The sequence below is a fragment of the Paraburkholderia sp. J63 genome, from assembly GCF_905220245.1.
Classification (GTDB): Bacteria; Pseudomonadota; Gammaproteobacteria; order Burkholderiales; family Burkholderiaceae; genus Paraburkholderia.
The window spans coordinates 1-13,384 of record NZ_CAJMZF010000038.1 but is presented as its reverse complement, the minus strand read 5'-3'; the positions used below and the strand labels follow the sequence as shown (position 1 = coordinate 13,384).

Annotated in this window: 15 protein-coding genes; 8 read left to right on the top strand and 7 right to left on the bottom strand. The window is 61.8% G+C overall.

From position 1 onward, the window contains the following. Positions 1-33 precede the first annotated feature (33 nt). The 3 genes from U5775_RS29805 to U5775_RS29795 all read left to right on the top strand — a co-directional run bounded on the left by U5775_RS29805 (position 34) and on the right by U5775_RS29795 (position 2,887). Positions 34-1,140: a glycosyltransferase gene (locus U5775_RS29805; RefSeq protein ID WP_322061712.1), complete on the top strand. Its 1,107-nt coding sequence runs from the start codon at positions 34-36 to the stop codon at positions 1,138-1,140. Between the two features lie 324 nt (positions 1,141-1,464). After that, entirely contained in the window at positions 1,465-2,481 is a 1,017-nt protein-coding gene (locus U5775_RS29800; protein ID WP_322061711.1) for an IS110 family transposase, read from the top strand. Between the two features lie 271 nt (positions 2,482-2,752). Next, a complete protein-coding gene (locus U5775_RS29795) occupies positions 2,753-2,887 on the top strand; it encodes an entericidin A/B family lipoprotein (protein ID WP_322061710.1) in 135 nt (44 codons plus the stop codon). A 102-nt stretch (positions 2,888-2,989) separates the two neighbouring features. Here U5775_RS29795 and U5775_RS29790 read toward each other — a convergent pair whose 3' ends face one another. After that, positions 2,990-3,655, bottom strand: a complete 666-nt coding sequence (locus U5775_RS29790) for a pyridoxamine 5'-phosphate oxidase family protein (protein ID WP_322061755.1) — start codon at positions 3,653-3,655, stop codon at positions 2,990-2,992. A gap of 306 nt (positions 3,656-3,961) precedes the next feature. Here U5775_RS29790 and U5775_RS29785 point away from each other — a divergent pair, with 306 nt between their 5' ends. Continuing rightward, on the top strand, positions 3,962-4,414 hold the full coding sequence (locus U5775_RS29785) for a host attachment protein (RefSeq protein WP_322061709.1): 453 nt from the start codon (positions 3,962-3,964) through the stop codon (positions 4,412-4,414). A gap of 19 nt (positions 4,415-4,433) precedes the next feature. On the opposite strand, the gene U5775_RS29780 is transcribed toward U5775_RS29785, so the two are convergent. Both U5775_RS29780 and U5775_RS29775 read right to left on the bottom strand, forming a co-directional pair. Continuing rightward, entirely contained in the window at positions 4,434-4,610 is a 177-nt protein-coding gene (locus tag U5775_RS29780) for a DUF1427 family protein (protein ID WP_322061708.1), read from the bottom strand. Positions 4,611-4,685: 75 nt separating this feature from the next. Beyond that, positions 4,686-5,654 (bottom strand): zinc-binding alcohol dehydrogenase family protein, encoded by a 969-nt coding sequence (locus U5775_RS29775; protein ID WP_322061707.1) that lies wholly within the window; start codon positions 5,652-5,654, stop codon positions 4,686-4,688. Positions 5,655-5,916: 262 nt separating this feature from the next. On the opposite strand from U5775_RS29775, the gene U5775_RS29770 reads away from it, so the two are divergent. From U5775_RS29770 to U5775_RS29760, 3 genes are read left to right on the top strand one after another with little or no spacing between them, the layout of a single operon-like run. After that, a complete protein-coding gene (locus U5775_RS29770; RefSeq protein ID WP_322061706.1) occupies positions 5,917-6,261 on the top strand; it encodes a metalloregulator ArsR/SmtB family transcription factor in 345 nt (114 codons plus the stop codon). Continuing rightward, a complete protein-coding gene (locus tag U5775_RS29765) occupies positions 6,258-6,725 on the top strand; it encodes a YeeE/YedE family protein (RefSeq protein ID WP_322061705.1) in 468 nt (155 codons plus the stop codon). Before U5775_RS29770 ends, U5775_RS29765 begins: the two co-directional genes overlap by 4 nt. A 1-nt stretch (position 6,726) precedes the next feature. Then, on the top strand, positions 6,727-7,224 hold the full coding sequence (locus U5775_RS29760; RefSeq protein ID WP_322061704.1) for a YeeE/YedE family protein: 498 nt from the start codon (positions 6,727-6,729) through the stop codon (positions 7,222-7,224). Positions 7,225-7,731: 507 nt separating this feature from the next. On the opposite strand, the gene U5775_RS29755 is transcribed toward U5775_RS29760, so the two are convergent. The 3 genes from U5775_RS29755 to U5775_RS29745 all read right to left on the bottom strand — a co-directional run bounded on the left by U5775_RS29755 (position 7,732) and on the right by U5775_RS29745 (position 10,884). Then, positions 7,732-9,306 (bottom strand): hypothetical protein, encoded by a 1,575-nt coding sequence (locus U5775_RS29755; RefSeq protein ID WP_322061703.1) that lies wholly within the window; start codon positions 9,304-9,306, stop codon positions 7,732-7,734. Positions 9,307-9,568: 262 nt separating this feature from the next. Continuing rightward, positions 9,569-10,366: a DUF4189 domain-containing protein gene (locus U5775_RS29750; RefSeq protein ID WP_322061702.1), complete on the bottom strand. Its 798-nt coding sequence runs from the start codon at positions 10,364-10,366 to the stop codon at positions 9,569-9,571. A gap of 53 nt (positions 10,367-10,419) precedes the next feature. Then, positions 10,420-10,884, bottom strand: coding sequence for a DUF1425 domain-containing protein (locus U5775_RS29745; RefSeq protein WP_322061701.1), 465 nt, complete (start codon positions 10,882-10,884; stop codon positions 10,420-10,422). Between the two features lie 428 nt (positions 10,885-11,312). Between U5775_RS29745 and U5775_RS29740 the strand changes: the two genes are divergently transcribed. Beyond that, positions 11,313-12,095: an alpha/beta hydrolase gene (locus U5775_RS29740; RefSeq protein WP_322061700.1), complete on the top strand. Its 783-nt coding sequence runs from the start codon at positions 11,313-11,315 to the stop codon at positions 12,093-12,095. Here the strand turns inward: U5775_RS29740 and U5775_RS29735 are convergent. Continuing rightward, complete coding sequence (locus U5775_RS29735; protein WP_322061699.1) at positions 12,092-13,063, bottom strand: helix-turn-helix transcriptional regulator; 972 nt, start codon at positions 13,061-13,063, stop codon at positions 12,092-12,094. The genes U5775_RS29740 and U5775_RS29735 overlap by 4 nt on opposite strands. Positions 13,064-13,384: the final 321 nt, after the last annotated feature.

Genomic DNA, 13,384 nt, shown 5'->3' with positions numbered 1-13,384 from the left:
GGATTCCCCCTTCTCGCCCTGCGTTCACCTTTCATGCTTAGTTTCGCACTCGGCTTTCTTGTCTCGCTGCTGGTCACGCTGCTGATCGTGCGTTATGCGCATCTGCATGAAAGATTCTCCGTCGACTCCGATCTCGCGGGCGTGCAGAAATTCCATGCGCGCCCCGTGCCGCGCATCGGCGGCACCGGCATCCTCGTCGGGCTCGTGGTCGGGGCGGCGCAGCTTCATTTCACGTATCCGGCCGTCTCGGGCGGGATTCTCGGCATCGTCGCGTGCGGGCTGCCCGCGTTCGCCTCGGGGCTCGTCGAGGATCTGACCAAGAAAGTCTCGCCGCTCGCGCGCCTGATCTGCACCATGGCCGCCGCCGCGCTCGCTTACTTCGCGCTCGACATCGCCGTCACGCGCATCAGCGTGCCGCCGCTCGACTTCCTGCTTTCCTACGCCGCGATCTCGTGCGCGATCACCGTGCTGGCCGTGGCGGCGCTCGCCAACGCAATCAACATCATCGACGGCTTCAACGGCCTCGCCTCGATGGTCGCCTTCATGATGTTCGCCTCGCTCGCCTACGTGGCGTTCCAGGTGCACGACGCGGTCGTGCTCTCCGCGTCGTTCATCATGATGGGCGCGGTGCTGGGCTTCTTCATCTGGAACTTTCCGGCGGGCCTGATCTTTCTCGGCGACGGCGGCGCGTACTTCATCGGCTTCATGCTGGCCGAGCTGGCGATCCTGCTCGTGATGCGCAACCGCGACGTCTCGGCCTGGTATCCGGTGCTGCTTTTCATGTACCCGATCTTCGAGACTTGCTTCTCGATCTACCGGAAGAAGTTCGTGCGCGGCATGTCGCCGGGTATCCCCGACGGCGTGCACCTGCACATGCTCGTCTACAAGCGCCTGATGCGCTGGGCCGTCGGTGCGCGCACCGCGCGCGAACTCACGCGCCGCAATTCGCTGACCTCGCCCTACCTCTGGTTGCTGTGCCTCGTAGCCGTGATCCCGGCCACGCTGTTCTGGCGCCACACGCTGCATCTGTTCTGCTTCGTGGTGGTGTTTGCGCTCACTTACGTCTGGCTCTACGTGAGCATCGTGCGGTTTCGCTCGCCTAAATGGCTCGTGGTGCGCAAGCATCAGCGGCGCACTTGAGCCGCCTCTGACGCAGCTCTGTCCCCACCTGACCGAAAAGGACGACTATCGGAAAGCGCCGGCCGCCGCAGGCCCGGCGCGGCCCAAGCATGTGTCCCCGGTTCGCGCGTACAATTCCTGCAGGCGGCGCGAGTGGTCCTGCAATGTCGACCGAGCATCCGCCTGAACGCCCATTAGAAAGCATAAGGAGATGGTATGGACGCCTCCGTCTTCCGTCGGATTGGAGGGGCAGTAGAAACGGCGGAGCCCTCGCTGTACCCGACGGCATCAGAGTGCCAAAGTGGTGGTGTTGAAACGACCACACAGGGGTAAGGAGGGCTCGAAATGAAGACTACGACATTCGGCGTGGACTTGGCAAAGCGAGTGTTCCAGATTCACTGGGTCGACATGGAAACAGGCGAAGTCGGAAGGCTGAAACTGAAGCGAGTTCAAGTGCGCCCGTTCTTCGCAAATCGGGCACCGGCGATAGTGGCCTTGGAGGCATGCGGCAGCGCGCATTACTGGGCCCGGCAGTTGGTGGCGCTGGGGCACGAGGTGAGGTTAATTGCCCCGCACTTTGTCAGACCATTCGTGAAGCGCAACAAGACGGATGCCGCCGATGCCCAGGCGATCTGGGAAGCAGCGCAACGTCCGGAGATGCGCTTTGTCGCTGTCAAGAGCGAAGCTCAGCAAAGCGTGCTGACGTTGCACCGCGTGCGTGAACAGTTGATGAAGATGCGCCAGATGCAGATCAACCAGATGCACGGCCTGCTCTACGAGTTCGGCGCAGGCGTGCCAGCCGGCCGGCGCAGCATGGCCGACGCAGCGCGGGCGTTGACGGAATTGGCCGACACATTGCCGGCGATGGTGATCGAGACGCTGCGAGAACAACTGCAGCGCATCGAGGCGCTCACGCACGACATGGCTGCCATCGAGCGCCGGCTGGCGCTCTGGCGACGCGAAAACGAAGCGGCCAGGCGGCTCATGGCGATTCCGGGCGTAGGCTTGCTTAGCGCCACCGCCGCCATTGCGACGATCGGCGAGGCAAGCACGTTTCATTCGGGACGCGAATTCGCTGCGTTCCTGGGCTTGGTGCCGCGTCAGAGCGGCACTGGCGGGCGTGTGAAGCTGTTGGGCATCAGCAAACGAGGCGACGTGTATTTGCGCACCTTGCTGATTCATGGCGCGCGCTCCGTGCTCACACATGACAAACACCTGAGCAAAGCCCTGCAATGTCTGCTGGCGCGACGACCGTTCAACGTGGCGGTGGTGGCGCTGGCCAACAAGATGGCGCGCACGATCTGGGCGCTGCTTGCGCACGGTCGCACATACCAATCAGGCTACGTCGCTCACGCCGCGTAGAAGATCAACCCACTATAGGAGTTGGACCGTCAATAGGTTGCGCAGATAGATGTAAGCGTGATGGCAAAACAGGTCGGACCGCGGGGAAGCAAGCCTGAATGTCGGCCGGTCCTTCGAGGACTCCCAGGAGATGAGGCCTTCCCCGGCAAATTCCATCAGGGCCAGCGGACCCGCGTCCGCATCAAAGGCCGGATATAAGTCTGCAACCTGATCCTGTGCGCCGCACATTGAACATCACCTGGCAAACCGGGAGGCGTCCATATAAGCCGACATGAGCCGTTATCTTGCGATTGCCCTTGCCCTCTTCGCCGTCACGCTTGCCGCATGCAACACCATCGCTGGCGCCGGCCAGGATATTTCGAAGGGCGGTAACGCCATCACGAACGAAGCCGACAAGGTCAAATAAGACCGCTGGAATCAATGGGGCCGGCCACGCGGCGTTGGTGTGCTGCGTGGCCGGCGCACCGTTCGTTTGGGTCACCTTCGTTTGGGTCGAGTCCGGCCAGCTTTAATCGCGCGCGCATTCCCGCAGGCGCGCCACCTCGGTTTCCAGTTCCCGCACACGCGCGTCTCGCTGCACCGCCGCCTCCTCCATCTCCCGGATGCGCTCATCGCGCGCCTCTAGCGCTGCCTTCACATCCCCAGCCTCGAAACGCTGCGGAATATGCTGCGGACAGTTGCTGTCCCACGCTGTGACCGTAAACCGAATCGCGCGCTCGGCACGCGCCTTGTAGCCGGGCGGCATCAGCCGCTCCACTAACACCGCATCCTCCACGACGCGCGCGTCGCCCCAGATCTTGATGCGCCTGCGCCGCGCGTAATCGATGAGGAACAGATACGCCTTCGGGTTGTCCGTCAAATTACCGAGCGTGATGTATTGCTGATTGCCGATGAAGTCCGCAAACGCGATGGTGCGCGCGTCCACTACGTGCAGGAACCCCGGCGGGCCGCCGCGATGCTGGATGTACGGCTGGCCGTCGGCGTTCGCGGTGGCGAGGAATACGCTGCGCTGCGCCTCGATGAACGCGCTGACATCGGCCGTGAGGTCGGTGCCGAAGCCGCGCTGCGCTTCCATGCGGGCATAGATTTCGCGCGAGCCGAGGCGCGTCTGCATGGCCTTCACCGTCGGCGTGAACGCGACATCGCTCGAATGACGAATGGCGGACGTATCCATTTTGCGGCTCCTCGCTGCGTGCCCGTGGAGTCTGCAAGATAGACCCTTCCGCCGGAAAACAGAATCCGGCATCCATGGGAAACATCCTCCCGAAACATGGGAGGACGAAGAGCATGCCGCAGATCGCCATGAAAATCGCCATGAAGCATGGCATGGCGCAAACCCGGGCGCGTCCGGAGCATCGGCCGCGCATGCCGCGCCGCCGCAAACCGCGAACGCGTTACCCTTGACGTTCGCGCCGCGCCGCGCGAATCCACTCACCGCTTCGGCTGTGCGTTGCGCCGAAGCACCGGCAGGGAGGCTAGCATGTCGAACATGATCTGGGTCGTCGTCGCCAACCGCGTGACCGCACGCATCTTCGCGACGGAAAGTCCGCTGGGCGCCATCGAGGAAATCGAGACGCTGCTCCATCCGGAAAGCCGCGTGCCCGAACAGAGCCTCGTGAGCGACCGCTCGGGGCGCACCGAGCGCTCCGCGGGCGGCCGCCAGCCGAGTGATCCCGATACTGCGCACCACGAACACGAGACCACCCTGTTCGCATCGCAGGTCGCGACAACGCTCGCCAAGGCGCGCAATGACGGGCGCTACGGCACGCTCGTGCTGGCCGCGCCGCCCGCGTTCCTCGGCGCGCTGCGCAAGGCGCTCGACGCGCAGACGCGCAGCCTCGTCACGCTCGAACTCGACAAGGACCTCGCGCTGCTCGACCCGCGCACGCTGCGCACGCATTTTCCGGAGCGGCTGGTGCGGGCGCAGACCTGAGGCGCTTTCGGGCCCGCGATCAACCCGCGAAATGGGCGATGCACGTGCGCACGAAACCGATGCCGTGCTCGCCCGCCAGCATGCCGAGCAGGCCGATGAGCGCGATGGTGGGCGGCGCGGGCGACTTCACGTCGAGCAGGCTGTAAATGAGACCTGCGAGCGCGCCCACGGCGAACGAAACCAGATAAGCCTTCATCGTGGGACTCCCGTGTTTTTCCGTTTGGCGTGATGGGTCGTCATCATCGATCCCTGGCATCTCTGGCGAGACGCGTCAGGCGATCTCGATCACGACGCGCCCCCGCGTACCCGCCGCCACGGCCGCATACGCTTCGCGCGCGCGCTCGAGCGGATAGCGCTCGGCCACCACCGGCGCGGCGAAGCGCCCCGCGTCGAAGGCTTCGGCGAGCGCGCGCATGATCGGCGCGGCCTCGACGACGCCGAGCTTGGCGCTGTCGGCGCCGAAAAGCTGCGTCTCGTTGTGATAGAAGTCGATCAGATCGAACTCCACGCGCCGCTTGCCCGTGGCGCTGATCTCGACCACCCGTCCGCGCCGCTTCGCGAGCCCGAGCGCCAGCTCGAACGCGACGCCGCCCACGGCGTCGTAGACCACGTCCGCACCCGCACCGCCGGTCAACTCCTGCACGCGCCGGACCGTGTCGCCGTCCATCGGCACGAAGGCGTCGATCAAGCGCGCGGCCGGCGAGTCCGCAGGCGGTTCCTCGCGCGCGATGCCGATCACGCGTGCGCCGCGCGCCTTCGCGATCTGCGTGACCGCGCCGCCCACGCCGCCCGATACGCCGATCACGGCGATCGTCTCGCCCGCGGCGAGCTGCGCGTAATCGACGGTGCCCAGCCAGCCCACCACAAAATTCACGCCGATTGAAGCGGCCTGCTCATGCGTGAGCGACGCGGGCTTGCGCGCGAGCGCCGCCGCCGGAATCTCGATGAACTCGGCATGCGTGCCGTTGCGCGTGAAGCCGATGTCGCCGCCCGTGCCCCAGACTTCGGCGCCGATCCATTCGCTGGGGCCGGCCATCACGACGCCACTGAAATCGCGCCCCGGCACGCGCGGCGGCACGGTGTGATCGAAGTGACCGGAGACGTTCTTCACGTCGCTCGGATTAACCGACGCGCTTTTCACCTGCACGAGCGCGCTGCCGTCCGCGGGCGCGGGCGTGGGCAGATCGACGAACTCGAGCACGTCGGGGGTACCGAAGGTCTTGAACTGGATGGCTTTCATGGCGTGACTCCGCTTGGGTCGTAGGGTGGCTGGCTTCGCACTCGCAGAGCGAAGCGGCAATGGCATGAAGCGGAGTCTAGATTGCCGGCGCGCAGTCGAGTGGACAGATGCTTTCGAATTTCGGACAAAGCGCGCGCGGAGCGCTGTCACAGTGCCGTCCAACACATATTATGAATCGATATAATATTTGCTCACCAACTGTCGGGTGCTCCATGCCAACCTGCACGTTCATCGCTTCCTTACGCGCTCGGCGCCACGACACATGAATTCACCGCTGACTCCTGGAGCGCGCGAGGCGCTGCGCGAATCCGCGGAAAAGTGCTGCGCCCTGCTCAAGGCGCTCGCGCATGAAGACCGGCTGCTCCTTTTGTGCCAGCTCACGGAAGGCGAGCGCAACGTGGGCGAGCTCGAAGCGCTCGTCGGCGTGCATCAGCCCAGTCTTTCGCAGCATCTGGGCGTGCTGCGCGAGGAAGGACTCGTCGAGACGCGTCGCGAAGGCAAGTACATCTATTACCGCCTCGCGAGCCACGAGGTCATCGCGGTGATGCAGACGCTATCCAGCCTCTACTGCGGCCAGATCAAGGCGCAGCCGGAGCATCCGGAATGAACGTCGATCTCGCGCACTTCACGCCGCTCGCTTCCTTCGCGGGCGGCCTCATGATCGGTGCCGCCGCCGCGCTCTTCGTGCTCGGCAATGGGCGCGTCGCGGGCATCAGCGGCATCGTAGGCGGGCTGTTGCAAGGTGGGCACGGGGAGCGCGCCTGGCGTATCGCATTCGTCGCGGGCCTTGTCGCCGCGCCGTGGCTCTGGCGGCTCGTCGCTGCGAACGCCACCGGGATTGCCAATGCAGGCGCCGGGGCCATGTCGCCGACCATCGATGCTTCGCCCGTCACGCTCGCCGTCGCCGGGCTCCTCGTCGGCGTGGGCACGCGCTACGCCTCGGGCTGCACGAGCGGCCACGGCGTATGCGGCATCGCGCGCGGCTCGCTGCGCTCGTTCGTCGCCACCGGCCTCTTCATGGCCGCCGGCTTCGTCACCGTGTTCGCGGTGCGCCACCTCGCGGGAGCGTGAGATGAACCAGTCCAGCGGCAATCCTCAGCGCAACGGCGGCGGACGCAACGCGACGCGCAACGTCAGCGCCTTCGCCTGCGGGCTGCTTTTCGGCCTCGGCTTGATCGTCTCGGGGATGGCGAATCCGGCCAAGGTGCTGGGTTTCCTCGACTTGCCCGGGCAGTGGGACCCCTCGCTCGCCTTCGTGATGGCGGGCGCCGTCGCTATCGCGAGCATCGGCTTTCGGCTCGCACGCACGCGCACCGCGAGCGTGCTCGGTGCGCCCATGCAGTTGCCCACGGCACGCCGCGTCGACACGCGCCTGATCGCCAGCGCCCTCATCTTCGGTGCGGGCTGGGGCCTCGCGGGCTTCTGCCCCGGCCCCGCGCTCGTGAGCGCCGCGAGCGGCCAGCCGCGCGCATGGCTCTTCGTAGTCGCCATGCTTGCGGGCATGGCGATCTTTGCCGTGCTCGAGCGCGTTGCTGCGGTGCACGCGCAGCGCCGCTACTCTTCGAGCTAGTCAGGAGTACATGCAAATTCGTGCAATACCACGGGCTTCGCGAGCGCCGGCCAGATCACGTGCTTCGAGGTAGCCGAAGTTGCCGCAGTCGGCTATCGCTCGGTCATCTGCTACCGGCCCAACAGCGAAAGCGCCCCGTGGTGGCCCGTTTGGGTGCAAGTCCGCAAAGCAGCTCAGCCTGCAGGTACGACAGCGCGGCTTCGATAGTCACGTCAAGTTACGTAAGATCTAACGAATGGGCTGATACGCTCCCCGGCACTCGCATCCTGCGGCGCCGCGACGCTGGACCGGCCACACCACACAATGCCTATCGCCTCGTAATCGAAGGTGAGAGCTTCCGCAAGTCCAAACCGAGGTCAGAAAGCAGTGAAGACACAGTTGCCGAAGCGAACAAAAAAGCCGCATTCTTGAGCCCATTCGAATCTGCCTGTTTACTCCGGTTTCCGCTGGCTCCATTGCGCCGCGCCGTGACTGTCCGGCGACACCTTTCAAAGATTAACGCTCCGACTAACTCTGGCTGACGCTCCAGTTGCCATTGCAGCTTCCCCCAGACATTGGCCCCGACCAGCTACCGGATCCGGTCACCGTTCCATTCGTGTCTTGGAACTGTCCGCTCCACGTGTCCGATCCAGCGTTGCCTTGAGACGTTGCTGTAAGCGACCCATTGGCGTTGATGGTTCCCGATATGCTGCCCGACTCGTCACCACTGAAGGAACCGCTTACTGCGCCGGTCGAGGAAATGGTCGCGGAGACGGATCCGGACACAGCGACTGTATTCGCGGCTCCGGAACCATTGGAAATGCTGCAATTGCCCTCCCATGAGCCAGCGTCGGAGCCCGCGAATGAGCTCGGTGAGGAGCCCGATAGGTCAGGTACGTCGCTGCACAGTCCAGTTGCAGTCTGGGTGGTGAAATTGGCGGTAACTGCTAGTTGGATCGTGCCGTTGTAGGCCGAAGGTAGTGTATTGGCTGTAAGCGAGGCTGAGCAATTGCTGGCCCCTTGGCAAATGCCCGACCAACCCGAGAACAAATAGGCTGTCGTCGTGCAGCTTCCATCACCGGGTGGAGCGGGCGGCTCAGGCGCGGCCAACGACGCGTCTGAGTACCATCCCAGGCTGGAAATCGCCGTTGAAGGCTGCATTCCAGGTAGTGTTCCGCAGTTGTCCAGGAACAGCTCGCTCTCACCCCCGTAGTAGTCTGCGGAAACCACATAGACATCGCACGGCCGAGCCGAAGAGAAAGTGGCGCCGGCGAACATCGGGCCATATGAGATACCCGTATTGCCCCCCGTCGGGAAAAAACTCGTAGCTTTGCCATTAATCATAGCGCTTTCCGTAACGAAGATTTCCGGTCCGGTGGGCGTGACGGCGCTAGGCACATAGTGATCGATCAATGTTGAGGCAAGGACGGTACTCGCGGTGCTTGACGTGGCAGCCACGGGGTTGGCCGTCGCCATCAGGGCGGCCAAGGTGGCCACCCCCGATTTGTTGTTCGCATTCCTTTCGAGAAACTTGCTTTGCGACACCAGGATGTTGGTGTTGTAAATCAACCCTCCGCTCTTGATGGCGGCAGCGTAATTCTGCAAGGCCGTCCGCATTGTTTCGCCGCTATCTGCAACGTATTGGGATAGGCCGGCAAGGTAGCTACCGTAGTCCACTTGCAGCGTCGTCGCGGAAGACGGGGGAGCGGCCAACGCGCTGATTGGTAACGTCGTCTCTGGATCGAATCCAAGTTCGGTTTTGATCGCGTTGTTTTCCTTCTGAATATTGGGCGGCGTCAGTCCTCCCGGGTCAGCGAGAGCGCTCTCAACTACGACTTCGGTCAGGCCTGTGACGCTGACCGTCATTGTTCCGGCCGCATTCGCCACCGCCGCGCGAATCGGGATCGACAGTGCGACGTTGCCATTGGTTGCTTCATCCACATAAGTGCCACCGCTTAACTGTAACAGGACCGGTCCCGTATAGGAGCCGAGATTGACCGAATAGTCGCCGACGCTATCCGTCGACGCGCTACCGAGCTCCGCACCTTGTGTACCGTTCACGATTTTGTAGGCCGTGACCGTTCCGTTTGAGACCGCCCCCATGAATGCTTCGCCTTCAATGGCCGTACCGACGGACTGAGCCCCTCCTCCGCCGCCGCATGCTCCTACCAGCAATGCTGGCAACGACGATGATCAGGCATTCGAGGCTTGTTGTGGAGCAGTTAATGACCGACCGCGTCCGGAAGGAGATTTCCGTTTCCATGTCAACCTCCTTGGCAATGAGCATGGATTTGCCCAATGACGTCTGCGCTAGCAGAAGCCGCGTTCTCGCGAATCAACACTCCAAGGCTTTCATGCGACAGGATCAGTTACAAGCTGCCAACTGAACACTGCACCCCTGCCCGCCAGCGCTGGTACATCCGTTAAGCGCACTGGTTTGCGCGTTGGTCATAGAACTGCCGCTGGCAGCGCCCCAAGCGAGGTTGCTGCCGACGGCCAAGGCACCGCATTGGCCGGAGCCAAAGACTGTGACGGTGCCGCAGCCCGCTACGCCATTGGACGCGCAAGCTGAAACTGCAGCGTTGTCCGCATCGTCCTGTGTAGGATAGTCATGCGAAATGCCTTCGCCCAGCAGATGTGTCTGGTTGCCGGACGCCGCGATTGCACCGTAGGTGCCGCTTGTCCCCGTCGAGCCACCGTTTGAACCCGAACTGCTGCTACCCGTTCCGCTGCTGCCTCCGCCGGACGTCGTGCCGCCCCCGCAGACGATGGAAATCGTCGTACCGGTCGGAACGATCTGGGCCAGTGTGGTAGTACCCGCGCAATAAAGGACTGCAATCGTTGAGCCGTTCGAACCGGTCGTGTTTGTGACGGTCGCAAACGGCGTCCCATTCAAGTCGACGGTGGCACTGCTTGTTGACGCCAACTTGACGTTCGTATATTCGACGTTGCTATAGTACAAATCACCGTTGGTAAGAAACTGAATCTGGACATTGTTGGCCGCAAGCACGACAGAACCGTTGCTACTGCCCGACCAGCTAATGAAGCTCGGTCCGCCCGGCCCGCTGGAGGCGTTGTCACTACCACCGCCGCCACAGGCTGAAATCAGAACTGCAGTCGAGATGAATAGAACAATATGCATAAGAAATCGGCAGAATTCCATTTCCGTCACCTTATTTCATTATGTTGAACGGTCTGATTTGTGGGCGCACAGCCTTAAAAATTTCTGCCGAGACTAATCTGGATTCGATAAGTCGAGGCGGATGGATCGTTAGTTGTCAGCGAAATAGACCGATCCGAATTCCCGCCAATGGCAAGCACATTCCATGGCATCCGGCTACCGACCGCGTTGCCGGCCTGATCAAGCCAGACGATTCGGTAATAAATATTCTGGTTCTGGCTTGACGAATTGGCGAACGCGACGGAAACAGTGATTCCTCTGATGCTCGTGACACTCGACAGCGACGTTACGGTTACGCTGGACATAGCTTCGTAGTATTCGATTTTTGAGGTGTCCACGCTTGGCGCCCCCTGGGCGTAACAAGCCGGAACCGCGAGCAGAAACAGCAAAGTCACGTAGCCTGCGGTTCGCAGTTGTTGTCTTGCCCGTTTTAATCCTAGGGTGAATGACGACAATTGTTCGGATACATTGGTCACTGGAATCACTCTATTGTTTTTCATGTTGACCTCAGGGTTCCGTGGGTCATGGAAATAAACTCTGGCGCGGCCGCTCGAACGAGCCTTGCTGTACGCACAGTGCGGAAAAGCGTCGATGTTGGGCAACCAGATGATGCATGGTCGTCTGCCCACACGGTATCAAGCTAGCAGTTCCGGCAATCTCGACTCAATAGTGCATTTGCATCATTGCCCTCACCTTTCCAAGCACGTAACCTGACACTTGGGACGCCGGTGTCGTGCCGCGCTCAGGAACTTGGGCGCGCGAACGTGGACTGCGCTTGTAGCACCGCCGACGCAAGCGGCAGGAAGACGCTTCGAACGGTCGGCCAGCGCATTCGCGCAATGGTTCAGCCACGAGCATAGTGCACAATTTTCACTGCAACTTACCTTCGTAAGCATTCGACAAAGCCGACAAGCCAACCGGAGCGAGCATGAACACTCCCCTGTCTGCGCTGTTCCTGCATGGCGGTCCGGGGCTTTCCTCGATCGCTGAGCGCAACCTCTACGGGAAGACGCTGTCGATTCACTGGTGGGACCAGCCACGATCGGTCGTGCTATTCGCGCGCCCGTTCGAGGCACTAGTGGATGCGGCAGAAGACGAGATCCGGATGCTCGCCGAGTCGCGCGGACGTCCGGTCGATATCATCGCGCATTCGTTCGGCGCGCATCTCGCGTTGCGACTTGCGAAGCGCGTTCCTCAATATATCGATAGGCTCTGGCTGCTCGCGCCTGTCTATGACATGGGCGACGCGTTTGTGCGCTTGGCGACGCGCCTACTCACGATTTCGCCCACGTCGGAACCGTTGCTCGCCGCACTCGAAGAGTTCAAGGCGGCGAGCGACCACTCACGCTTCGCGCGCCTCGCAGCTCATGTCACGAGTTGCGCCAACTTCTTCGATCTCTACTGGAGTGCCGAGGCCGATACCCGCCGTCGTTGGTATATGAATTTGCTGACGCATGAGAGCGTCGTGGACTCAAGCGCATTCGAAGTGATCGTGCAGGACTTCTGGGCCGAGCCGCAACCTTTGCCACAGGCCGCCACTGGCATTCGGACCGTGCAACTGGTATTTGGCCGCGAGGACCAGCTTGTCAACATCGACGCCGAGCGCTTTACATGGACGCAACTCTTTCCTCACGCACGGTCCACCGAAGTAAACACAGGGCATTTCATCCATCTGGAAGCCCCGGTTGAACGCTGGTGGCGTGAGCGCTAGAAACCGGCACGTTTGAGCTGCTCGATAAGTTCGGTATTGTTGCGCACGCCGGCGCGATCGTGAATCGCCTGTAGATGATTTCGAACAGTTGCGGGCGAAAGCATCAGGGATTTCGCGATTTCCTTGTGAGTGAGTCCGGCGGCCGCCAGCCCAGCGATCTCAAGCTCGCGCCGCGAGAGCGCATCAACAGGCATACGCGCGCGCGCTCGTATGAAAACCACGTCCTTTACAACGTCAAGGAAAAATATGACGGCGCGGCCCTGCAGGTGCGAGGGCGCGCGGGAATCGCTCACTGCAGCGAGCGGCGCTGGCAAAGTGCAATGCGTGAGGTCCGGCCACTCTTGGCGCAGCATCTCTCGAAAGCTAGGCTCTACGAAACAATAGTCCCCCGACGCGTCGCATATCGCAAGGGACCAAATGGCGTCGCACCGACATGGCCGGAGACGCTCCATTTTGAGTATGAGACTCGTATGCAAAGCCTCCGTAAGATGGGGAAAGACGGTCTGGAGAAACTGTCGGTGCGATTCGTCGAATGGCTTGTCCTCGTACGCGCCGTAGAGTGAGATCGCCTGATGCAAGCCATCGTCCCCAGACCTACATCCAATAATGAGCGCATGCATGTGGCGGTATCGGCGGATGTAGTTGAGCAATCCCGGATAGGGATAGCCTGCGTAGAGAGCGTGCAGCTCGAAGTTTCCCACGGTGTCGAGATGAGCGAGGCACCACCTGCCAGCACCGTCATGTTCACGAAACGTCTCGTAATCCGATAGTGTCTCCGGGGAGTCGTTATACAAATACGGCGCGTGAAATTCAGCGCCCCGCGCGTCATGACGTGCGGTTCCCCATCGGGCGGCATCGAACGGCACTATGCGCTTGAGTAAAGTCAGCGCATGCTCCTGGAAATCCTCGAAGGGAACCTCGCGGGCGGCACGATGTAGCAGGAGGAGAAATCGGCTGAGGTCGTGCACGGAGGCCTCCGTTCGCAATTCCGGCTTCTTCTTATGCCTGGGCTGAAATCGGCTCACAGCGACTTCAAAATATCATACCTCGTATTCATGTTAATAGCATAAAAATGAGCACAATCCAAACAGCGGGACTACCGACGCCTGCTTCGCAAGCATACGGAAATCAAAAGCAAGATGCGAAGCCGTCGACCGTCCAGATAGCGCCGGCGCATGGCCTAGTCCATTGCGTCATTGAAAAAGCACCTGATTTGGTATTCAATGAAACACATGGAAAAGATGAACTTGACCACGCTTGAGCGCAAACAATTACTGTCGGCGGCTCGT

Coding starts and splice junctions, on each gene's coding strand:
- U5775_RS29780 (WP_322061708.1), bottom strand. CDS start 4,610: ATGAAGGCTTATCTGGTTTCGTTCGCCGTGGGCGCGCTCGCAGGTCTC.
- U5775_RS29750 (WP_322061702.1), bottom strand. CDS start 10,366: ATGGAATTCTGCCGATTTCTTATGCATATTGTTCTATTCATCTCGACT.
- U5775_RS29760 (WP_322061704.1), top strand. CDS start 6,727: ATGAACCAGTCCAGCGGCAATCCTCAGCGCAACGGCGGCGGACGCAAC.
- U5775_RS29765 (WP_322061705.1), top strand. CDS start 6,258: ATGAACGTCGATCTCGCGCACTTCACGCCGCTCGCTTCCTTCGCGGGC.
- U5775_RS29785 (WP_322061709.1), top strand. CDS start 3,962: ATGTCGAACATGATCTGGGTCGTCGTCGCCAACCGCGTGACCGCACGC.
- U5775_RS29790 (WP_322061755.1), bottom strand. CDS start 3,655: ATGGATACGTCCGCCATTCGTCATTCGAGCGATGTCGCGTTCACGCCG.
- U5775_RS29740 (WP_322061700.1), top strand. CDS start 11,313: ATGAACACTCCCCTGTCTGCGCTGTTCCTGCATGGCGGTCCGGGGCTT.
- U5775_RS29800 (WP_322061711.1), top strand. CDS start 1,465: ATGAAGACTACGACATTCGGCGTGGACTTGGCAAAGCGAGTGTTCCAG.
- U5775_RS29805 (WP_322061712.1), top strand. CDS start 34: ATGCTTAGTTTCGCACTCGGCTTTCTTGTCTCGCTGCTGGTCACGCTG.
- U5775_RS29770 (WP_322061706.1), top strand. CDS start 5,917: ATGAATTCACCGCTGACTCCTGGAGCGCGCGAGGCGCTGCGCGAATCC.
- U5775_RS29745 (WP_322061701.1), bottom strand. CDS start 10,884: ATGAAAAACAATAGAGTGATTCCAGTGACCAATGTATCCGAACAATTG.
- U5775_RS29795 (WP_322061710.1), top strand. CDS start 2,753: ATGAGCCGTTATCTTGCGATTGCCCTTGCCCTCTTCGCCGTCACGCTT.
- U5775_RS29775 (WP_322061707.1), bottom strand. CDS start 5,654: ATGAAAGCCATCCAGTTCAAGACCTTCGGTACCCCCGACGTGCTCGAG.
- U5775_RS29755 (WP_322061703.1), bottom strand. CDS start 9,306: ATGGGGGCGGTCTCAAACGGAACGGTCACGGCCTACAAAATCGTGAAC.